The following is a 20,399-nucleotide window of genomic DNA, read 5'->3' as shown; positions in this document are numbered from 1 at the left end:
CCACCGGATGGGGCTGGCTGCCGCTGGCCACCGGGGTGGCGGTGGTCGACACCGTGACGCCGCTGCTGGCGGGCACCGGGGCCCAGGCCGGTCTCAAGTGGCCCAACGACGTGCTGGCCGGCCCGCCGGATTCGCCGGGCAAGCTGGCCGGAATTCTGGCCGAGGTGGCCAAGCCCGTCGTGGTAATCGGCTTGGGGCTCAACGTGACTCAGTCCGCCGAGGAGATCGACGGTCCCGGCGCCCCCGCGCTCAGGTCGTTGCTGGACCTGGGGGTCGCCGCGCCGGACCGCACCGGGCTGGTGTCGGCACTGCTGCGCGAACTGGGGCGGCGAATCGTGGGCTGGCGCGCCGCGCGGGGGGCCGACTGGGCATTGGCCGCCGACTACCGGGCGCGCAGCCTGACCCTCGGCAACCGGGTCCGCGCGCACCTGCCCGGCGGCAAACAGGTCGACGGGACCGCCACCGCCATCGACGACCAGGGCCGGCTGTGCCTGGAAAGCGGCGGGCAGACCGTCGTAGTCGCGGCCGGTGACGTGGTGCATTTGCGCTAGTGGCGATCGCAAGCGCGGCCGTGGCCGGGCGCGGTGGGTCGCCACCATTTGCGCTAGTGGCGATCGCAAGCGCGGGCGTGGCCGGGCGCGGCGGGTCGCCACCATTTGCGCTAGTGGCGATCGCAAGCGCGGCCGTGGCCGGGCGCGGCGGGTCGCCACCATTTGCGCTAGTGGCGATCGCAGGCGCGGCGCACAGCTAATGTCTGCAGGCATGGGCTACCCGGATAACGTCCTGGCCGCCGGCGAACACGTCATCGTGCACCGCCACCCGCACTGGAAGCGGCTGATCTGGCCGGTGCTGGTGCTCATCGGGGTGACCGGACTGGCCGCGTTCGGCTCGGGATACCTCAACTCGACGCACTTCGAGCAGCTCGCCAAGAACATCATCTACGGCGTCATCTGGGGCGTCTGGCTGGTGATCGTGGGCTGGCTGACGCTGTGGCCGTTTCTGAGTTGGCTCACCACTCACTTCGTGGTGACCAACCGGCGGGTGATGTTTCGGCACGGGGTGGCCACCCGCACCGGGATCGACATCCCGCTGGCCCGGATCAACAGCGTGGAATTTCGCGACCGCATCACCGAGCGGATGTTGCGCACCGGGACGCTGATCATCGAATCGGCGTCACAAGATCCGTTGGAGTTCTACGACATTCCGCGGCTGCGCGAGGTACACGCGCTGCTGTATCACGAAGTCTTCGACACCCTGGGTTCCGAGGAATCGCCCAGCTGACCGAGCCGGCCGGCCCGGTTGCGCCAGGCGCGCAGCAGCGTGACGTTGTCCTTTTCGATCTCGTCCTCGAAGATCTCGGCGATGCCGCCGGCGGTCAGCGCGGATTCCAGCGCCTTCTCCGGGTCGCGCGCGAACTGGTCGGGGAACACCCAGCGCCTAAACGCCCAGAACCGGAATGCCATCTGCAGCAGGTTGCCGATGATGTAGGCCGAGATGAAGTCGGCGACGTTTTCCACCGCCAGCGACACCGTGGGCTCGCGCAGCTGCAACACATAGCTGGAGAACCACAGCGGCGCCATCGACAGCAGCACCCCCACGCCGCTGAACGCGAAGAACAGCAGCGCCTCGTGGTGGCGCTCGCGGCCGCCGCGGTTGCGGAAGCTCCATTCCCGGTTCAGCACGTAGGACGCGATCACCGCGACAATGCCGGCGATCACCTTTGCGGTCACCGGTTTGGGCTCCAGAATTGTCAGCTTCAGCGTGTAGAAAATCGCCGAGTCGATGACAAATGTGGTTCCGCCGACGATGGCGAATTTGATCAGTTCGTGGTGGCGTAGCAAATAGGGCTGCATAACCCTAGGCAGACGCGAAATCGTGGCTTCGGCGAAGGACACAACACGTCAGTGTACGGACGGACACAAATTCGACGCAAAATTGTACGTAACAATTCGGTGTCGGCCCCGGTCAACACGCCTTTAGCGCCGGGGAGTTTCGCCGTGACACCATGATGGCCGTGCCGAGTACACGCCCGCCGGGCGCCGCCCCCTCCGCAGCCTCCCGAACCGCCCCCCGCGCCGTCCCCGTCGTGGCGATGGTCGGCGGCGGCCAGCTCGCCCGAATGACCCATCAGGCGGCGATCGCCCTGGGGCAGTCGCTGCGGGTACTGGCCACCGCCGCCGACGAGCCGGCGGCGCTGGTCGCGCCCGACATCGTCATCGGTTCGCACACCGACATCGACGACCTGCGCCGGGTGGCGGCGGGCGCCGACGTGCTGACCTTCGACCACGAACACGTGCCGAACGAACTGCTGGACAAGCTGGTCGCCGAGGGCATCAACGTGGCGCCGCCGCCGCAGGCCCTGGTGCACGCGCAGGACAAGCTCGTCATGCGCCGCCGCCTCGAGGCCCTCGGCGTCCCGGTGCCGCGCTACGCCGAGATCGGCAGCGTCGACGAACTCGACGCCTTCGCGCGGCGCATCGCCGGCCCGGTGGTGGTCAAAGCGGTCCGCGGCGGCTACGACGGGCGCGGGGTACGGATGGCGCGCGACCCGTTGCACGCTCGCGAGATCGCGACAGCGTTCCTGGCCGAGGGGGTGCCGGTGATGGCCGAGGAGCAGGTGAACCTGCGCCGCGAGCTGTCCGCCCTGGTGGCCCGGTCACCGTTCGGCCAGGGCGCGGCGTGGCCGGTCGTCGAGACCGTGCAGCGGGACGGGATCTGCGTGCAGGTGATCGCGCCCGCGCCGGAGCTGTCGGGCGAGCAGGCCGCCGCCGCGCAGCAACTGGCGCTGCGGCTGGCGGCCGAGCTCGGCGTGGTCGGGGTGCTCGCCGTCGAGCTGTTCGAGACCGTGGACGGCGAGCTGCTGGTCAACGAGCTGGCGATGCGGCCGCACAACTCGGGGCACTGGACCATGGACGGGTCGCGCACCAGCCAGTTCGAGCAGCATCTGCGCGCGGTGCTGGACTATCCGCTCGGCGACACCGACGCCCTGGCCCCGGTGACGGTGATGGCCAACGTGTTGGGCGCCCCCGAAATCCCGCGGATGAGCGTCGACGAGCGGCTGCACCACCTGTTCGCGCGGATGCCCGACGCCCGCGTGCACCTGTACGGCAAGCAGGAACGACCCGGCCGAAAGGTCGGCCACATCAACTTCGTCGGCACCAAGGCGGCGGATCGGGATTACGTCGCGAAGCTGCGGGAACGCGCCGAGCTGGCGGCACACTGGTTGTCACACGCGCAGTGGACGGACGGATGGGATCCACATGAGTAGCGATCAGCAGGCCAGGGTCGGCGTGATCATGGGCAGCGACAGCGATTGGTCGGTGATGGCCGACGCCGCGGCGGCGCTGGCCGAGTTCGACGTGCCGGCCGAGGTTCGGGTGGTCTCGGCGCACCGCACCCCGCAGGTGATGTTCGACTACGCGCGCGACGCGGCCGGGCGCGGCATCGAAGTGATCATCGCCGGCGCCGGGGGTGCCGCGCATTTGCCCGGCATGGTCGCGTCCGCCACGCCGCTGCCGGTGATCGGCGTGCCGGTGCCGCTGGCGCGCCTGGACGGCCTGGATTCGCTGCTGTCGATCGTGCAGATGCCCGCCGGTGTCCCGGTGGCCACGGTCTCTATCGGGGGAGCCCGCAACGCGGGCCTGCTGGCCGTGCGCATCCTCGGTTCGTCGGACCCGGCGCTGCGGGCGCGGATCGTGGAGTTCCAGGACCAGCTGGCCGAGAGCGTGCGGGCCAAGGATGCGGCGCTGCAGCAGCGTCAGGGTAAAGTTACCGGCTAGTAGCCTGGCGACGAGGCGGGCCGCGCCCGCAGAGAAGCCGGGCATGTCGGCAGAGTAGTAATAGGAGGCCGAGATGGCTGGATGGGCCGGAAACCCCACCTTTGATTTGTTCCAATTGCCCGAGGAGCACACCGAATTGCGGGCCGCGATCCGCGCGCTGGCGGAAAAGGAGATCGCCCCGCACGCCGCCGACGTGGACGAGAACTCCCGGTTTCCCGAGGAGGCGCTGGAGGCGCTGAACGCCTCCGGTTTCAACGCCGTGCACGTGCCCGAGGAGTACGGCGGGCAGGGCGCGGACTCGGTGGCCGCCTGCATCGTGATCGAGGAAGTCGCCCGCGTGGACACCTCGGCCTCGCTGATTCCGGCGGTCAACAAGCTGGGCACGATGGGGCTGATCCTGCGCGGCTCGGACGAGCTGAAGAAGCAGGTGCTGCCGTCGATCGCCGACGGAACCGCGATGGCGTCCTACGCGCTGAGCGAGCGCGAGGCCGGCAGCGACGCGGCCTCGATGCGGACCCGCGCCAAGGCCGACGGCGACGACTGGATCCTCAACGGCGCCAAGTGTTGGATCACCAACGGCGGCAAGTCGAGCTGGTACACGGTGATGGCCGTGACCGACCCGGACAAGGGCTCAGGCGGCATCTCGTCGTTCATGGTGCACAAGGACGACGAGGGCTTTTCGGTCGGGCCCAAGGAGAAGAAACTGGGCATCAAGGGCTCACCGACCACCGAGCTCTACTTCGAGAACTGTCGCATCCCGGGCGACCGGATCATCGGCGAACCCGGTACCGGCTTCAAGACCGCGCTGGCGACGCTGGACCACACCCGGCCCACCATCGGCGCCCAGGCGGTCGGTATCGCCCAGGGCGCGCTGGACGCCGCCATCGCCTACACCAAGGACCGTAAGCAATTCGGCCGTCCGGTCAGCGACAACCAGGGCGTGCAGTTCATGCTCGCCGACATGGCCATGAAGGTCGAGTCCGCGCGGCTGATGGTGTACCACGCCGCCGCCCGCGCCGAGCGTGGCGAATCCAACCTGGGCTTCATCTCCGCCGCATCCAAGTGCCTGGCCTCCGACGTCGCGATGGAGGTCACCACCGACGCGGTGCAGCTGTTCGGCGGCGCCGGCTACACCGTCGACTTCCCCGTCGAGCGGATGATGCGCGACGCCAAGATCACCCAGATCTACGAGGGCACCAACCAGATTCAGCGCGTCGTGATGTCGCGGGCGCTGCTGCGCTGAACGCCTTCCGGCGATGCTCTTGCGAAACTCCGACCCGCACCGCTTAGGATCTCCACTCGGTGCGTGAAGTCCACGCCGACGGTCGGTAAACAGTCACCGACTCGCGTCCGACCACCGTCAGGCGAGCAAAGGGTCTTATCGCGGCAAGGGGGTCTGCTGTGCGGAAAGTGACTTCCTCTGCCCGTTCACAGATGGCCGGGAATTGATACCGACGAGCGCTGTAGCCGCCCCGACGGCGAGTTGGCAGTCGTTGTCGTTGCTGTTGGTCGAGGACGACCGCGCCGACGCGGTGCTGGTGGAAGACCTGATCACCGACGCGGTCACCGACATCCGGGTGGTGTGGGCGAAGTCGATGGCGGACGCCGAACGCGAGCTGGTGTCCGCGCGGCCCGACTGCGTGCTGTTGGATCTGAACCTGCCCGACGCCAGCGGTATCGACGCGTTGAACCGCATCGCCAGCCTCGACGCGACCGTCCCGATCGTGGTGCTGACCGGGCTGAACGACGAATACTTCGGGGCGTCGGCGGTCGCCGCCGGTGCCCAGGACTACTTGGTCAAGGGCCGGGTCGAGCCGGAGATGCTGCGCCGCGCGCTGCTCTACGCGATCGAGCGCAAGCGTGCCGAGCTGATCGCCGCCGATCTGCACGCGACTCGGCTGCGGGCCCGCGAGAACGCGCTGCTGGAACGCGGCCTGCTGCCGTCGCCGCTGCTGCTGGACGACCCGGGCGTCGACATCGTCGCCCGGTACCGGCCGAGCCGCGAAGACGCGCTGCTGTGCGGTGATTTCTACGACGTCGTGCAGACCCCCGACCGGGTCGTGCACGTGCTGATCGGCGACGTCGCCGGGCACGGCCCGCACGAGGCGGCGCTGGGCGCGGCCCTGCGGATCGCGTTTCGCGCGCTCACCTTCGCCGGCCTGCACGGCGTCGAACTGATGCGCCAGCTCGAGCGGGTCTTGTATTCGGAACGCACCGGCACCGGGATCTTCGCGACGGTGCTGAGCCTGGAGATCTCGCCGGACAGCCCGCGGGTCAGCGTCATCCGCGCCGGCCATCCCGGGATGTTGCTGCAGGCCGGCGGGACCGTGGAGTGGCTGGAGCCGCCCGGCGGCCCGGCGTTGGGGCTGCACGCCGGCGACTGGCCGCAAGAAGAACTGGAGTTGCGCGCCGGTGAGGGCCTGCTGTTGCTGACCGACGGGCTCTACGAGGGGTATTCGGGCGAAGGCGCGCAACGGCTCGGCGAGGACGGCCTGCTCGCCCTCGCCCGCACGCACGCCCACCGGCCCGGTCCCGAGTTCGTCGACGCGCTGGTCAACGGGGCCCAGGAACTCGCGCAGCCCCGCGGCGGCCTCACCGACGACATCGCCGTGCTGCGGCTGGAGAGGACGACCACGTGACGGCATTGCGTCCGCTTCGGCTGACCGAGCTCACCGTGCGGGGATGGCTGGCGCTCGTGTTGTGGATCCTGGGTGCCACGGTGCTGGTCGGGGCGCTGGTCGGTGCGGCGTTACTGCACCGCACCGACGAGGTGTCGCGCGAGTTGGCCCAGAACATTCAGCCTGCGCGCGTCGCAGCGGCGCGTTTGCAGTCGGCCGTGCGTGACCAGGAGACGGGCATGCGCGGCTACCTGATCACCGCCGACCGGCAGTTCCTTGCGCCGTATTACGACGGGCAGCGCGCCGAACAGGATGCGGCCAACGAGATTCGGCGTCTGGTGGGTGGGCGCGCGGAGCTGATGGCCGACCTGGATGCGGTGGAAGCCGCCGCCGCCGACTGGCGGACGAACTATGCCGAGCCGCTGATCGCCAACGTGGCTCCCAAGACGCCGACCTACGTGAGCCCCCGCACGGCCGACATGGGCAAGGTCAAATTCGACCATCTGCGTGAACTTTTCGAAACGCAGAACACGCACCTCGCGGTGGCCAGGACGGCGGCCATCGACGAGCTCAACGAGATCAACGGCTGGCGCGACTGGGTGCTGGGCGCCACGGTGCTGATCGTCATCGGCGCCGCCACGGCACTGGGGTTGCTCAGTCGCGCGGCGATCACCCGGCCGATTGCGGCGCTGGCCGCGGACTGCCGGCGGATCACCGAGGGCAACTTCGACGAGACGATCTCGCCTCCGCGGCGGCCTAGGGACATCCGGAACATGGCGATCGACGTGGAGAACATGCGCAAGCGCATCGTCTCCGAACTCGCGGTGTCGCAAAGCGCCCAGGCGCAACTGGATGAGCAGGCCGCCGAATTGCGGCGTTCCAACACCGAGCTGGAGCAGTTCGCCTACGTCGCCTCCCACGACCTGCAGGAGCCGCTGCGCAAGGTCGCGTCGTTTTGTCAGCTGCTGGAGAAGCGTTATGGCGACAAGCTCGACGAGCGCGGCATCGAATACATCGGCTTCGCGGTCGACGGCGCCAAGCGCATGCAGGCCCTGATCAACGACCTGCTCACCTTCTCCCGGGTCGGCCGGCTGGGCACCACCGAGAGTGAGGTGGCCCTCGACGCGACGCTCGATGCCGGCCTGGCCAATCTGGCCGTCGCGATCGAGGAGACCGACGCCGAGATCGTGCGCCCCGAGCCGCTGCCGCAGATCGTCGGCGACCCGATGCTGCTGACGATGCTGTGGCAGAACCTGGTCGGCAACGCGATCAAATTCCGGCACAAGGATCGCCGCCCCCGCATCGTCATCGAATGCGCGCCGGGCACCGGCACGCAAGACGGGCAGTGGCTGCTGAGCGTGGCGGACAACGGCATCGGCATTCCGGAGGAGTTCTCCGATAAGGTCTTCGTGATCTTCCAGCGGCTGCACGGCCGGGATGTGTACGCCGGCACCGGGGTTGGCCTGGCACTGGTCAAGAAGATCATCGAGCACCACGGCGGCACCGTCCGGATCGACACGTCCTACACCGACGGGACCCGATTCGAATTCACCCTGCCCATGCCCGAACCCGTCGACAAAGCAGACCCGGTCGCTTTGGAAGGAGCGCATCAATGACGACACCCGAAGGCAGAGCGATCGACATCCTGCTCGTCGAGGACGATCCGGGCGACGAGCTCATCACGCGAGAAGCGTTCGAGCACAACAAGCTCAAGAACCGGCTGCACGTCGCCCACGACGGCGAGGAAGGCCTCAACTACCTCTACCGGCGCGGTGAGTTCGCCGACGCGCCGCGCCCCGACCTCATCCTGCTCGATTTGAACCTGCCCAAATACGACGGCCGTCAGCTGCTGGAGAAGGTCAAGTCGGATCCCGACCTGGCCCGCATCCCGGTCGTGGTGCTCACCACCTCCTCGGCGGAGGAGGACATCCTCAAGAGCTACAAGCTGCACGCGAACGCCTACGTCACCAAACCCGTCGACCTCGATCAGTTCATGAAGGCCGTCCGGCAGATCGACGAGTTCTTCGTTCAGGTGGTGCGGCTCCCGGGCAACGGGAGCTGATCGCGCGGCGCTCGCCGCGATAGCCAGCCGAGCAACCAGCCCAGCACGATCAGTAGCAGGAACACGGTTCTGGGCCTCTCGTCGGCGTTCGATGTTACGTGCCTCCCGGCGAACAGCGGGCACACAGTTACCTCTTATTGAATGTCAAGGGTTTGTATATTCACGGTTGGTTAACTTTTGTTGTCCCCTGGGCAGTAGCCGGCGGCGATGTCCGCGCGTCCGCCGCCGCGAGGTGCGAAGGAGTTGCGTGAGGTTCGCTCGATACGGCGCAGCGCTGAGCCTGGCGGCCGTGACCGCCCTGGCGCTGACGGGCTGTGGGGACCACTCGAACTCGTCGGGCTCCGGGGGCAAGCCGGCGTCGGTGGACTGCGGCGGCAAGAAGGTGCTCAAAGACAGCGGCTCGACCGCGCAGCAGAACGCGATCGAACAGTTCGTCTACGCCTATGTCCGCGCCTGCCCGGGTTACACGCTGGACTACAACGCGAACGGGTCGGGCGCCGGTGTCACGCAGTTCGTCAACAATCAGACCGATCTCGCCGGTTCGGACGTCCCGCTGGATCCCACCACGGGCCAGACCGAGCGGGCGGCGGCGCGGTGCAATTCGCCCGCCTGGGACCTGCCGACGGTGTTCGGGCCGATCGCGGTGACCTACCACCTCGCCGGGGTCAGCGGGCTGAAATTGGACGGACCCACCGTCGCGAAGATCTTCAACGGCGCCATCACCAAGTGGGACGACCCGGCGCTCAAGGCCAGCAACCCGAGCCTGAACCTGCCGTCGACGCCCATCGCGGTCATCTTCCGCAGCGATAAGTCCGGCACCACCGCCAACTTCCAGAAGTACCTGGATGGCGCGTCCAACGGCGCCTGGGGCAAGGGCACCAGCGAGGCGTTCACCGGCGGCGTCGGCCAGGGCGCCAGCGGGAACAACGGCACGTCGGCGCTGCTGCAGAACACCGACGGGTCGATCACCTACAACGAGTGGTCGTTCGCGGTGGGCAAGCAGCTGAGCATGGCGTCGATCATCACCTCGGCGGGTCCGGACGCGGTGCCCATCACCAAGGACTCCGTTGAGAAGACGATCGCCGGGGCCACCTTTGGTGGGCAGGGCAACGACCTGGTGCTGGACACCTCGTCGTTCTACAAGCCGACCCAGCAGGGCGCGTACCCGATCGTGCTGGCGACCTACGAGATCGTCTGTTCGAAATACCCGGACGCGGCGACCGGGTCGGCGGTGAAGGCGTTCATGCAGGCCGCGATCGGACCGGGCCAGGACGGTCTGGACCAGTACGGTTCGATCCCGCTACCCAGCTCGTTCACGGCGAAGCTCTCGAGCGCGGTCAATGCGATTTCCTGACGGTAAGGAGGCTCGACGGTGAGCGATAGCGGGCCGGCCTCGCGGGTCGGGTCGTGGTTCGGCCCCTACCGGCTGGTGCGACTGCTGCGCCAGGGTGGCATGGGCGAGGTCTACGAGGCCGAGGACGCCCGCAAGCGCCGCTTGGTGGCCCTGAAGCTGATCTCGCAGCAGTTCTCCGGCAACCCGGAGTTCAGCGCCCGGCTGCAGCGCGAGGCCGACATCGCCGGACGGCTGACCGAGCCGCACGTGGTGCCGATCCACGATTATGGCGAGATCGACGGGCGATTCTATGTGGAGATGCGCCTCGTCGACGGCGTCGATCTGGGCACGCTGTTGCACCGGGAGGGGCCGCTGGCCGCGCCGCGGGCGATCGCCATCATCCGTCAGGTCGCCGCCGCGCTGGACGCGGCGCACGCCGCCGGGGTGACCCACCGCGACGTCACACCGGGCAACATCCTGGTGACCCCCAGCGACTTCGCCTACCTGGCGGACTTCGGCATCGCGCGGGCCGCGTCGGATCCGGGGCTGACCCAGGTGGGGACCGCGATCGGCACGTACTACTACATGGCGCCGGAGCGGTTCACCGAGGACGAGGTCACCAACAGCGTCGACATCTATTCGCTCGCATGCGTATTGAGCGAGTGCTTGACCGGCTCGCCGCCGTACCGGGCCGACACCGTCGAACGGCTGGTGGCCGCGCACCTGACCAAGACGGCCCCGCCGCCCAGCCAATTGCGCCCCGGCGCGTTCCCGCCCGCCCTCGACGAGGTGATCGCCAAGGGCATGGCCAAGCGCCCCGAGGACCGCTACCGCACCGCGGGAGAGTTCGCCGCCGCCGCCCACGAGGCGCTGACCACGTCCGAGCAGCGCAAGGCCAGCACGATCCTGCGCGACGGCCAGATCGCGATGGGTGCGTACGCTCCGTCGCCGAGCGCCGACACCGTTGCCGGCCCGCTGCCCCCCAGGGCCGGCGGGGTGACCAGCAGCGAGCGGTCCGGCCCCCGACCGTCGCTGATCCGCGCCGCCCCAACGGCTTCCGGCCGCGCGCATGCGCCCGCCCCGGACTTCGGGCGCCCCGTCGCGCCGACCGACAACAAACGCAAGCAGTGGATCATCGTCGGCGCCATCGCCCTGGTCGCGCTGGTCGCTTTCGTGGTGGCGGTCGTCGGCTACCTGTCCACCGGGTCCTCGGGACCGTCCAAGCAGGCCAGCGGCCAAAGTGTGTTGCCCTTCAACGGCATTGACTTCCGCCTCTCGCCGGGTGGCGTGACGCTGGACAGCGCCGGCAACGTCTACGTCACCAGCGAGGGCATGTACGGGCGGGTGGTGAAGCTGACGTCCGGTTCCGACGCCACCACGGTGCTGCCGTTCAACGGGCTCTACCAGCCGCAGGGCCTGGCTGTCGACGGCGCGGGCACCGTGTATGTCGCCGACTTCAACAACCGGGTGCTCAGCATGGCCGCCGGCTCCAACGATCAAAAGCCGCTGCCGTTCACCGGTCTGAACTATCCCGAGGGAGTGGCGGTCGACAGCCAGGGCGCGGTGTACGTCGCCGACCGCGGCAACAGCCGGGTGGTGAAGCTGGCGGCGGGATCGCAGAACCAGACAGTGCTGCCGTTCAACGGGCTGAACAACCCGGACGGCGTGGCCGTCGACCCGGCGGGCAACGTCTACGTCACCGACACCGACAACAACCGAGTGGTGAAGCTTGACGCGGCGTCAAATACCCAGTCGGAGTTGCCATTTCGCGACGTGTCCGTGCCGTGGGGCATCGCGGTGGACAACAGCGGCACCGTCTACGTCACCGAGCACGACAAAAGCGACGTGGTGAAGTACGCGCCGGGGGCGGCCACCGGAACCGTCCTCGGATTCACCGGGCTCAACACCCCGCTGGCGGTGATGGTCGACAAGGATCAGAGCGTCTACGTCGCCGACCGCGGCAACGACCGGGTGGTCAAGCTGACGCCGTGAACGCCTACGGTGTGGGCTGGGCCGCGCCCAGGTATTCCTCGGTGTGCTGGCCGAGGGCCGGGGGTGGGTCGGTGGCCCACCCGGCTGACAAGGCTTCGAAGCTGGAATAGCGTGCGGGGGTGCGGATTACGGTGACCCGGTCGGCGCCATCGCCGACCGGCAGGGCCAGCTCGTTCTCGGCGAACAGCGGGGTGCTCACCACCTGCTTCCAGGTGTAGGCGTGACAGGCCATCAGGCCGCCCTCCTGTAGCAGCCGCACCCATTCGTCGGCGGTCTTGGCGGTCAGCGCCTTCTCGAGTTCCTCGGTCAGTTCGGGATAGTTGAGCGCCCGCGCCCGCTGGTCGATGAACCGCTCGTCGTCGCGCATGTCGGGCCGGCCGATGATCTCGCACAGCTTGTCCCAGTGCTTGGGCACGTACGCGCTGATCACCAGGTAGCCGTCGGCGGCCTTGAACGCGTCCGATGGCTGGGTGGCGAAGCCAACGCCCTTGCGCCGCTTGGTCTTTGGCGCGTGCGGCTTGGGGGCCTCGGTCGGCTTGTTCAGGTGGATGGTCAGCTGGCTGGCCTGCAGGCTGACCGCGACGTCGTACATGGCGACCCGCACCACGTCGGCGACGCCGTGGCGTTCGCGGTTGAGCAGCGCGGCCAGCACCGCCTGGGCCAGCACGTGACCGCTCGCGGCGTCGACGAGCTGGAACGGGATGATCTGGGGTTTGCCGGTGGGCGTGGGCATCCCGGTGGTCATGCCCGACTCGGCGGCCACCATCAGGTCGACGCCCGGTCGGTTGCCCTGCGGGCCGTTGCCGCCGTAGGCCGAAAGGCGCGCGTAGATGAGCTTGGGATTGCGCGATTGCAGCTCGTCGGGGCCCAGGCCCATGCGCTCCATCACCCCGGGCCGAAAGCCTTCCAGCACAACATCTGCGGTGTCGACCAGCCGCAGGATCTGTTCCTTGGCCTCGTCGCTGCGCAGGTCGGCCATCACCGACTTCTTGCCGCGGTTGTGGGGGAGGAACAGGGTGGCCAGCGGCGGGCGCCCGGGCAGCACCGCCGTGATGTGCCGGGCGGCCTCACCGACGGGCGCCTCGATCTTGATGACCTCGGCGCCCAGATCCGCCAGCACCTGTCCGGCCATCGGGCCGGCGATGTTCTGGGTGAAGTCGAGCACCCGGAATCCGTCAAGTGGCTTGGCGGGCTTGCTGTTCGGCATCGTCTACCCCGTCTTGTTCAGCACCGCGGTGCAGTAGTAGTTCTGGGCGAAGGGCGCATCCGGGTCGGTCGACTGCAGCGGCAGCCCGGTGTTGGCCAGCAGCTGGTTGAGCGGGGTGCGGACCGGCTGCCAGCCGCGCTGCTGCAGGTAGGTCGCCACGTCGTTGCGCTCGCCGGGGAAGCCCAGCTCGCCCAGGGCGATGTCCAGGCCGTTACGCCGCCACTTCTCGCTGGCGGCATTCAGGGCGTCACCGTTGATCCCGGTGTTCGCGAACACCTCGGCCACCAGCTGGCTGCCGTCGGCGGACAACGCGGTGACGTTGTCCAGCAAGCGATCCTGGGCCTCGGGCGGCAGGAAGCCGACCAGCCCCTCGGCCGCCCAGGCGGCGGGTCGCCCGGTGTCGAAGCCGGCCTGGCGCAGCGCCGCCGGCCAGTCGTGGCGCAGGTCGATGGGGACGGCGCGTACCTCGGCGGTGGGTTGGGCGCCGAGTTCGGCGATGGTGGCGGCCTTGAACTCGAGGACCTGCGGCTGGTCGATCTCGAACACCGTGGTGCCCGGCGCCCACGCCAGCCGATAGGCGCGCGCGTCCAGCCCGGAGGCCAGGATGACCACCTGGTCGATGCCGGCGGCGCCCGCCTCGGCGAAGAAGGCGTCGATGTAGCGGGTGCGGGCGGCGAGCATGTCGGTCATGCGTTGCATGCCCCACGGCGCGCCGGGCTCGTCGACGTCGGCGGAGTCCAGTGCGCCGGCGGCCCAGCGGGTCATGAAGTCGACCCCGACCGCGCGCACCAGCGGCTCGGCGAACCGATCGTCGATCAGCCCGTCCCGGGTGGCCCGGGCGCGCCCGGCGGCCACCATGGTGGCGGTCGCTCCCACGCTGGTCGCCAGGTCCCAGGTGTCGTCGTCGGTGCGCGCCATCGAGGAATCCCTTCCGGTCTACTGGTTAGCCACAATAACTACCGGCACCGCCGCGCGAGTCGCGAGGTGCGATACAGATCGATCACGGCCGGGCGTTGCGGCGGCGCGGCCGGCCGCGCCGCCGCTAGCCTCGCGCCATGACCACTTCGGTTGCCCTCGAGCAGCAGTGCGGGACCAGCGCGGCGCGTGAGGTCGACTGGCGGCGCGGCGCCGCGCGAGCGCGGCGGTTGGCCTGGATCAGCCTGGCGGTGGTGCTGGTCGAGGGTGTCGTCGGGCTGTGGCAGGGGTTGTCGGTGTCCTCCGTCGCCCTGACCGGGTGGGCCCTGGGCGGCACGTCGGAGGCGCTGGCCAGCGCCATGGTGGTGTGGCGGTTCAGCGGGGCGCGCGCCTGCTCCGAGCGGGCCGAGCGGCGCGCGCAACGCGGTGTGGCGGTGTCGTTCTGGTTGACCGCGCCGTACATCGCCGCCGAGTCGATCCGCGAGCTGGCGGGCGAACGGCACGCCGAGACCTCGGCGATCGGCATCGGGCTGACCGCCCTGGCGCTGGTGCTGATGCCGGTGCTGGGACGGGCCAACCACCGATTGGGCACCCGGCTGGGCTCGGGGGCCACCGAGGCCGAAGGCGTCCAGAACTACCTGTGCGCCGCCCAGGCCGCCGGGGTGCTGATCGGCCTCGCGATGACGGCGCTGTGGTCCAGCACGTGGTGGATCGACCCGGCCGTCGGGCTGGCCATTGCCGGTGTCGCGCTCTGGCAGGGCCTGCGCGCCTGGCGCGGCCAGGAGTGCGGCTGCTGACCGCCTAGCCGGCGCGCTCGCCGTTCGTCGCGGCGCGCGGCGCGTCCAGCCGGTAGCGGATCAGCCGGGAACTGTTGGCCACCACCGCCACCGACGAGGCGTTGTGCAGGATCGCGGCCAGCACCGGGGATAGCGCCCCGCCCGCGCCGATGATCAGCCCGGCGGCGTTGACGGCGATGGACATCCCGTAGTTCTCCCGGATGACGTCGACCGCGCGGGCACCCAGGTCGCCGACGTCGAGCAGCCGGTGCAGGTCGTCGTTGGCCAGCGCCACGTCGGCGGTCTCGACGGCGACGTCGGTGCCGGCCAGCCCCATCGCGATGCCGATGTCGGCGGCGGCCAGCGCGGGCGCGTCGTTGATGCCGTCGCCGACCATGCCGACGGTGTAGCCCTCGTCCTGCAGGTCGCGCACCGCCGCGAGCTTGTCCTCCGGCATCACCTCGGCGCACCACTCGTCGATCCCGAGTTCGCCCGCGACCACCTCGGCGATGTCCGGGTGATCTCCGGTGAGCATGACGATGCGGCGAATGCCGTTGGCGCGCAGCTTCTTGAGCACCTCGGAGGCCTCGGGACGCACCTCGTCACGCAGGCTGATCAGCCCCACCAGCTTGCCGTCGACGGCCAGCAGCAGCGGGGTCTCGGCCTGACGGCGCAGCCGGTCCACCCACTCCGAGGCCTTCTTGGACACCCGCACCTTCTCGGCGCGCAGCAGCGACGGGCTGCCCAGCAGCAGGGTCCGGCCGTCGGCCCAGGTCCGCATGCCCAGGCCGACCAGGACCTCGCACTCCTCGTGCGGCGGGATGGTGATGTGGCGTTCCTCGGTGGACCGGATCACCGCCTCGGCCAGCGGATGCCGGGAGTGGATCTCCGAGCTCGCCGCATACGCCAGCACCTGCTCGGGCTGCCAATCCTTATGCAGCGCAATGATATTGGTCACCACCGGGCGCCCGACCGTGAGCGTGCCGGTCTTGTCGAACACGATCGCGTCCACCCGGCCGGCCTGCTCGAGGTGCGAGCCGCCCTTGATCAGGATGCCGCGGCGCGCGCCGTTGCCGATCGCCGCGCTGATCGCGGTCGGCGTGGCCAGCCCCACCGCGCACGGGCAGGCGATCAGCAGCATGGTCATCGCCCGGCGCACGTCGCCGGTGACCGCCAGCGTGAGGGCCGAGACGATGAACGAGGTGGGAACGAAACGGCGCGAAAAGTTTTCGCCGACGGTCTGGATCGGCGCCCGGTCGTGCTGGGCCTCCTCGACCCGGGTGATGATGCGGCCGATGGTGGTCTGGTTGCCGACCGCGCTGGCGCGCACCACCAGGCGTCCGCGCACCACCACCGAACCCGCGTGCACGTGCGCGCCCACCACCACGCTGACCGGCAGGTTCTCCCCGGTGATCGCCGACTGGTTGACGATCGCCTCGCCGTCGACCACCTCACCATCGACCGGGATGGCCACGTGGTCGTGCACCACCACCTCGTCGCCGATCTGCACGGTGTCGATGGGCACCTGAATCTCGTTGTCCTCCAGCCGGATCCAGGCCGTGTCCTGGCTGCCGCGCAGCAGTTCGGAGATGGCGCGGCGGGTCCGGCGCAACGTCAGATCCTGAAGGTACTCACCGATATTGAGCAGCCACAGCACGGTCAGCGCGACGACGTTCTCGCGCAACACCAGGCTGGCCACGGTCGCCGCCGAGACCAGCGCGTCGGTGCCGGCCCGCCCGGAGCGCAACGAGCGCAGCGCGCCCCGCAGGAAGGGATAGCCGGTGAACACGGTGACGCCGGTGGCGAACAGTCGGCCGCTGGGGCCCAGCAGGGGCGGGCGCGCGAAGACGTAGCGGCGCACCCCGAGCAGGGCCAGCGCGGCGCCGCCGATCACCATGCGCAGCACGTCGGCGTTGCGGATCTCCTCCGAATGCGGCGGCCGGGCCGGGATCAGTTCGGCGGCGACGTGCGCCGCCTCGCCGATGGCGGCCAGCACCGCGGAGCGGTCACAGCGCCGCGGCGAATACCAGACGACGACCGATCCGGTGCGCGGGTAGGCGTGCACCACGCGCACGCCCGCGCACTTGGCGACCGCCTCTTCGACCGCGACGGCACGCCGGGTGTTGGCACGCACCCAGTCGACGGCGACCCGCATGCGTCCGGCTGCATCCGAAATGACGTGCAGCGCAGTGCCTTCGGTTCGCGCCTCGTCTGCGATGTCGGGGACTAGGGCGAGGTCCATGTCGAGGGAATCAGTGCTCGTGGTCGTGCGGGGCGGCGACCGACGGAGTGGGGGCCTCCTCGCCGATGCGCTCGCGGGCCTCGGCCATCACGTCGGCGAGCCGCAGCCGCGCCGACTCGGCGGCCTCCTCGGCCTTGCGGGTGCCGCGCAGTCCGAGCTCGGCGCCCTTGACCGCGGTCTCGTGCAGCGGTGCCTTGGCCACGGCCTTGCGCACCACCTCGTAGGCCGTCACACCGACCAGCCCGGTGACCACCGTGCCTGCCGCCTTCGCCAAGAGCCCGTACACCGCCATTGCCGCAACCCTCCTGTTTCGCCTCAGCGTTAGCCCATGCTTGCACGACGTTAACATCGAAATATAGCGATATCAATATGTATTGGCCGCGGCCGGCGGGCGCCGCCGGGCTGCTACAGCACCCGGGTGACCTTTTCGGTCTCGACGCGGCGCTGTTGTGCGGCCGGGTCGGCGTTGGCCACCTGCACCAGCGAGCCGCCGACGGCCAGGATGGCCAGCAGGTGATCCACCAGCTCGGCCGGGCCGGACCACGACGCGCCGGACAGCACCCGGTCGCCGGACGTCAAACCCCTTGCCGCGGCGGAGCTTTGGCAATCGGCCAGCACCTCGTCGACCGATCGCCCGCCCAGCGCCGGACCGGGTCGCGGTTCGGGAACGATCTGATCGCCGTGCACCCGCACCGCGGTGGCGTAGTCCGTCACCCCGATCGGCAGGTCGGGTGCCGGGCGGCCGAACGGGTCCAGCGACAGCACCGCCACCTCACCTCCCGATGCCGCCATGCTTACGGCGTCATCGGCCTCGTCGAGTCGCTCGGCCGTGCACAGCGCGACGTCGGCGGTCAGGTTGCCCGGGCCGGCCGGCACCGCCTCGGCGCCGATCCACCACACCCCGAACAGCACCGCCGCCGTCTGCCAGTGCGCGGGCAACAGGATCGCCACCCGGCTGGCCGGCCCGGCGCCCAGCTCGTCGCGCAGCAGGTTGGCGGTCTTGGCGGCCCAGTTGGCCAGCGTCACGCCGGACAGTTCGATGCGCTCGCCGGTCGCGTCGTCGTAGTAGGTGATGCGCGGTCCCACCGGATCGGCCCGCAGCAACGGATCGAGGATGGCCCCGCTCAGCGTGGTCGGTTGCGGCACAGGTCGTCAGTTTATGCACTCGGGCTTGTCGGAGCCGGCGGTCAGGATCGGTGACGGCGCCGGAACTCTTGCGTCGGCCGTCACCGCACCGGCGGTCGACACCTTGGCGGGCATGATCGTCGCGTCGCCGGACAGGCCCGATCCCGGACCGCTGTAGTCGTTGGCCAGCACCACCCGCACCGCGCCCGGCGCCAGCGAGGTGTCGGCGACCACGGGCAGCCCACCCAGTTCCTTGGAGATCTCCTTGGCTCCCAGGTCGTCGCTCTTGGCGGCTCGCACCTGGCTGGTCTTGACGTGCCCGCCGTCGTTGTTGCCCACAGTACCGGGCGCAAAACCCTTGGCGCTCAACACATCCGACACCGCCGCGGCCAAGCCGTTGATGTCGGTGTCATTGACGACGCTGGCGGTGGTCTTGGCCGGGGTGTAGGCGATCTCCTCGGTCTTGCCCTGTTCCTGATCGTGCAGCAGGCCGCCGACCCAGTCGGCGACCTGATGCGGGTCCAGCCGCACCACGCTCTGCATGCCGTCGTCGCTCCAGCCGGCGCCGTCGAGCACCGGGATGGTGGCGAAGGCGACGTTGCCACCGGCCAGCTTCTGCATCTGCTGCACGAAATCCATGACGTCCCAACCGGCGGAGATCACCACCGAGCGCTGGACGGCGGCCTCCAGCCGCTTGACCGTGCTGGGGCTGGACAGCGTCTGGCCGGAAATGACCCGGTGGGCCAGCGAGGCCATCACCACCTGCTGGCGCACCACCCGGTCCAGGTCGCCGCGGGGCAGCTCGTGGCGCTGACGCACGAAGCTGAGCGCTTCCGGGCCGCTGAGGCGCTGCGGGCCGGCCGGGAAGTCGGCGCCCGAAAGCGGTTCGAACACCGGCTCCTTGAGACAGACGTCGACGCCGCCGAGGGCGTCGGTGATCAGCGAGAAGCCCAGCAGGCCGATCTCGGCGTAATGGTCGACGGTGACGCCGGTGAGGTCGGCGACGGTCTTGATCAGCGCCTCGCGGCCGGCCTCGGTGCCCTGCGCGGCGGCCTCGGTAGCCGACGCGCCGGCCTTGACCAGGGCGGTGCGCTTGGCCTCCCGCGTCTGGCCGTAGACGCCGTTGATCTTGGTCTTGCCCAGGCCCGGGGCGGCGACGTAGGAGTCGCGCGGGATCGAGATCGCCGTCGCCGAGCGCCCGTTGTTGGGGATGCGGATCAGGATGATCGTGTCGGTGTTGGTGGCTTCCTCGTCGCCGGCCTTGAGCGTGTCCAGTTCCTCCTGGGTCAACGGGTTGCCGTGCGCGTCGGTGCGGCTGTCGAGGCCGACCAGCAGGATGTCGATCGCGCCGTCGTCGCCGCCCTTGCCCAGCGAGGGCGCGGACATGTGAAAGATGCCGTCTTCGAAGGACCGCACGTTGGTCCACGCGATCCCGGTGCCGAGGACGACCGCGAGCGTCAGCGCGGTGGCAATCACACGAACCACACGTTGCACAGGCATCCCATTACATTACTTGCGACACAGGAGCTTCACGGGTAGCCGGCGCCCGCGTGCCACGGCCTTCGTCCCGGCGTTTCGGGCCATGCCAAACTGAAAACCATGTCAGCCAGGATCGTGATCGCCGGCGCCGGTGGGCAGCTAGGCGGCTATTTGACCTCGTTGGCGGCGGGCCAGGGCCGCGACGCGCTGGCGCTGACGTCGTCGCAGTGGGACATCACCGATCCCGCCGCCGCCCAGCGGATCGTGCAGCGCGGCGACGTCGTCATCAACTGCGCGGCCTACACCGACGTCGACGGCGCCGAGAGCGACGAGGCCGGCGCGTTCGCGGTCAACGAGACCGGCCCCGGCCACATCGCCGCGGCCTGCGCGAAGGCCGGCGCCCGGCTGATCCACGTCTCCACCGATTACGTGTTCAACGGGGATTTCGGTGGCGCCGCGCCCCGGCCGTACGAGCCCTCCGATCAGACCGCGCCGCAAAGCGTCTACGCCCGCAGCAAGGTCGCGGGGGAGCGGGCCGTGCTCGCGGCGCTGCCCGAGGCGGTCGTCGTGCGCACCGCCTGGGTCTACACCGGCGGCACCGGCAAGGACTTCGTCGCGGTGATGCGCCGCCTGGCCGCCGGCGACGGCCCGGTCGACGTGGTCGACGACCAGACCGGCTCGCCGACCTACGTCGGCGACCTGGCCGCCGCGCTGCTGCAGATCGTCGACGATCGCGTGCCGGGCCCGATCCTGCACGCCGCCAACGAGGGCGCCTGCTCGCGGTTCGAGCAGGCCCGGGCGGTATTCGAGGAATGCGGCGCCGACCCGGCACGGGTGCGGCCAGTCACCACCGCACAGTTCCCGAGGCCGG

19 protein-coding genes are annotated in these 20,399 nt (G+C 69.7%); 12 read left to right on the top strand and 7 right to left on the bottom strand.

What is annotated here, in order from left to right:
• Together DQP58_RS20200 and DQP58_RS20190 are read left to right on the top strand one after the other, a co-directional pair.
• Positions 1–551: biotin--[acetyl-CoA-carboxylase] ligase (locus DQP58_RS20200; protein WP_133259407.1), on the top strand; the 551-nt coding region annotated here is incomplete at its 5' end.
• Between the two features lie 211 nt (positions 552–762).
• Positions 763–1,281 carry a PH domain-containing protein gene (locus tag DQP58_RS20190; RefSeq protein WP_112709995.1) on the top strand — a complete coding sequence of 173 codons (519 nt, stop codon included), beginning with the start codon at positions 763–765 and terminating at the stop codon, positions 1,279–1,281.
• Here DQP58_RS20190 and DQP58_RS20185 read toward each other — a convergent pair.
• Positions 1,236–1,895: a GtrA family protein gene (locus DQP58_RS20185; RefSeq protein WP_112709994.1), complete on the bottom strand. Its 660-nt coding sequence runs from the start codon at positions 1,893–1,895 to the stop codon at positions 1,236–1,238. The two genes, DQP58_RS20190 and DQP58_RS20185, sit on opposite strands and share 46 nt — an antisense overlap.
• Before the next feature lie 110 nt (positions 1,896–2,005).
• Between DQP58_RS20185 and DQP58_RS20180 the strand changes: the two genes are divergently transcribed.
• The 8 genes from DQP58_RS20180 to DQP58_RS20145 all read left to right on the top strand — a co-directional run bounded on the left by DQP58_RS20180 (position 2,006) and on the right by DQP58_RS20145 (position 11,784).
• The gene (locus DQP58_RS20180) at positions 2,006–3,268 is read left to right on the top strand and encodes a 5-(carboxyamino)imidazole ribonucleotide synthase (protein ID WP_430916346.1); all 1,263 of its coding nucleotides are present in this window, start codon (positions 2,006–2,008) and stop codon (positions 3,266–3,268) included.
• Entirely contained in the window at positions 3,261–3,779 is a 519-nt protein-coding gene (gene purE, locus DQP58_RS20175) for a 5-(carboxyamino)imidazole ribonucleotide mutase (RefSeq protein WP_112709993.1), read from the top strand. Before DQP58_RS20180 ends, purE begins: the two co-directional genes overlap by 8 nt.
• A gap of 73 nt (positions 3,780–3,852) precedes the next feature.
• Positions 3,853–5,022: an acyl-CoA dehydrogenase gene (locus DQP58_RS20170; protein ID WP_112709992.1), complete on the top strand. Its 1,170-nt coding sequence runs from the start codon at positions 3,853–3,855 to the stop codon at positions 5,020–5,022.
• Positions 5,023–5,272: 250 nt separating this feature from the next.
• Positions 5,273–6,418 (top strand): PP2C family protein-serine/threonine phosphatase, encoded by a 1,146-nt coding sequence (locus DQP58_RS20165; RefSeq protein ID WP_205869490.1) that lies wholly within the window; start codon positions 5,273–5,275, stop codon positions 6,416–6,418.
• Entirely contained in the window at positions 6,415–8,013 is a 1,599-nt protein-coding gene (locus DQP58_RS20160; RefSeq protein WP_112709990.1) for a sensor histidine kinase, read from the top strand. The genes DQP58_RS20165 and DQP58_RS20160 overlap by 4 nt, the downstream gene beginning before the upstream one ends.
• Positions 8,010–8,459 carry a response regulator gene (locus DQP58_RS20155; RefSeq protein ID WP_112709989.1) on the top strand — a complete coding sequence of 150 codons (450 nt, stop codon included), beginning with the start codon at positions 8,010–8,012 and terminating at the stop codon, positions 8,457–8,459. The genes DQP58_RS20160 and DQP58_RS20155 overlap by 4 nt, the downstream gene beginning before the upstream one ends.
• A 247-nt stretch (positions 8,460–8,706) precedes the next feature.
• Positions 8,707–9,813 carry a phosphate ABC transporter substrate-binding protein PstS gene (pstS, locus tag DQP58_RS20150; RefSeq protein ID WP_112709988.1) on the top strand — a complete coding sequence of 369 codons (1,107 nt, stop codon included), beginning with the start codon at positions 8,707–8,709 and terminating at the stop codon, positions 9,811–9,813.
• 18 nt (positions 9,814–9,831) lie between these two features.
• On the top strand, positions 9,832–11,784 hold the full coding sequence (locus DQP58_RS20145) for a serine/threonine-protein kinase PknD (protein WP_112709987.1): 1,953 nt from the start codon (positions 9,832–9,834) through the stop codon (positions 11,782–11,784).
• Positions 11,785–11,788: 4 nt separating this feature from the next.
• On the opposite strand, the gene DQP58_RS20140 is transcribed toward DQP58_RS20145, so the two are convergent.
• Both DQP58_RS20140 and DQP58_RS20135 read right to left on the bottom strand, forming a co-directional pair.
• Positions 11,789–12,991: a CoA transferase gene (locus DQP58_RS20140; RefSeq protein ID WP_112709986.1), complete on the bottom strand. Its 1,203-nt coding sequence runs from the start codon at positions 12,989–12,991 to the stop codon at positions 11,789–11,791.
• Positions 12,992–12,994: 3 nt separating this feature from the next.
• Entirely contained in the window at positions 12,995–13,909 is a 915-nt protein-coding gene (locus DQP58_RS20135; protein ID WP_112709985.1) for a class I SAM-dependent methyltransferase, read from the bottom strand.
• A 137-nt stretch (positions 13,910–14,046) separates the two neighbouring features.
• Here DQP58_RS20135 and DQP58_RS20130 point away from each other — a divergent pair, with 137 nt between their 5' ends.
• Positions 14,047–14,703 (top strand): cation transporter, encoded by a 657-nt coding sequence (locus DQP58_RS20130; protein ID WP_112709984.1) that lies wholly within the window; start codon positions 14,047–14,049, stop codon positions 14,701–14,703.
• A 4-nt stretch (positions 14,704–14,707) separates the two neighbouring features.
• Here DQP58_RS20130 and ctpC read toward each other — a convergent pair whose 3' ends face one another.
• The 4 genes from ctpC to DQP58_RS20110 form a co-directional block, all read right to left on the bottom strand.
• Positions 14,708–16,924 (bottom strand): manganese-exporting P-type ATPase CtpC, encoded by a 2,217-nt coding sequence (gene ctpC / locus DQP58_RS20125; protein ID WP_430916342.1) that lies wholly within the window; start codon positions 16,922–16,924, stop codon positions 14,708–14,710.
• A gap of 10 nt (positions 16,925–16,934) precedes the next feature.
• Positions 16,935–17,216 (bottom strand): DUF1490 family protein, encoded by a 282-nt coding sequence (locus tag DQP58_RS20120; protein WP_066868504.1) that lies wholly within the window; start codon positions 17,214–17,216, stop codon positions 16,935–16,937.
• Between the two features lie 113 nt (positions 17,217–17,329).
• A complete protein-coding gene (locus tag DQP58_RS20115; protein WP_205869489.1) occupies positions 17,330–18,070 on the bottom strand; it encodes a TIGR03089 family protein in 741 nt (246 codons plus the stop codon).
• 6 nt (positions 18,071–18,076) lie between these two features.
• Positions 18,077–19,549 (bottom strand): LCP family protein, encoded by a 1,473-nt coding sequence (locus DQP58_RS20110; protein WP_112709983.1) that lies wholly within the window; start codon positions 19,547–19,549, stop codon positions 18,077–18,079.
• Between the two features lie 99 nt (positions 19,550–19,648).
• On the opposite strand from DQP58_RS20110, the gene rfbD reads away from it, so the two are divergent.
• The coding region (rfbD, locus tag DQP58_RS20105) for a dTDP-4-dehydrorhamnose reductase (RefSeq protein ID WP_430916340.1) at positions 19,649–20,399 on the top strand (751 nt) is incomplete at its 3' end.

Source organism: Mycobacterium colombiense, assembly GCF_003284975.1.
Classification (GTDB): domain Bacteria; phylum Actinomycetota; class Actinomycetes; order Mycobacteriales; family Mycobacteriaceae; genus Mycobacterium; species Mycobacterium europaeum_A.
This window is presented reverse-complemented; position numbering and strand designations above follow the sequence as displayed.

What these genes read in the sequence shown, in the direction of transcription:
- purE (WP_112709993.1), top strand. Translation starts at nt 3,261, where the DNA reads ATGAGTAGCGATCAGCAGGCCAGGGTCGGCGTGATCATGGGCAGCGAC.
- DQP58_RS20190 (WP_112709995.1), top strand. Translation starts at nt 763, where the DNA reads ATGGGCTACCCGGATAACGTCCTGGCCGCCGGCGAACACGTCATCGTG.
- DQP58_RS20155 (WP_112709989.1), top strand. Translation starts at nt 8,010, where the DNA reads ATGACGACACCCGAAGGCAGAGCGATCGACATCCTGCTCGTCGAGGAC.
- DQP58_RS20140 (WP_112709986.1), bottom strand. Translation starts at nt 12,991, where the DNA reads ATGCCGAACAGCAAGCCCGCCAAGCCACTTGACGGATTCCGGGTGCTC.
- DQP58_RS20170 (WP_112709992.1), top strand. Translation starts at nt 3,853, where the DNA reads ATGGCTGGATGGGCCGGAAACCCCACCTTTGATTTGTTCCAATTGCCC.
- ctpC (WP_430916342.1), bottom strand. Translation starts at nt 16,924, where the DNA reads ATGGACCTCGCCCTAGTCCCCGACATCGCAGACGAGGCGCGAACCGAA.
- DQP58_RS20135 (WP_112709985.1), bottom strand. Translation starts at nt 13,909, where the DNA reads ATGGCGCGCACCGACGACGACACCTGGGACCTGGCGACCAGCGTGGGA.
- DQP58_RS20130 (WP_112709984.1), top strand. Translation starts at nt 14,047, where the DNA reads ATGACCACTTCGGTTGCCCTCGAGCAGCAGTGCGGGACCAGCGCGGCG.
- DQP58_RS20110 (WP_112709983.1), bottom strand. Translation starts at nt 19,549, where the DNA reads ATGCCTGTGCAACGTGTGGTTCGTGTGATTGCCACCGCGCTGACGCTC.
- DQP58_RS20180 (WP_430916346.1), top strand. Translation starts at nt 2,006, where the DNA reads ATGATGGCCGTGCCGAGTACACGCCCGCCGGGCGCCGCCCCCTCCGCA.
- DQP58_RS20120 (WP_066868504.1), bottom strand. Translation starts at nt 17,216, where the DNA reads ATGGCGGTGTACGGGCTCTTGGCGAAGGCGGCAGGCACGGTGGTCACC.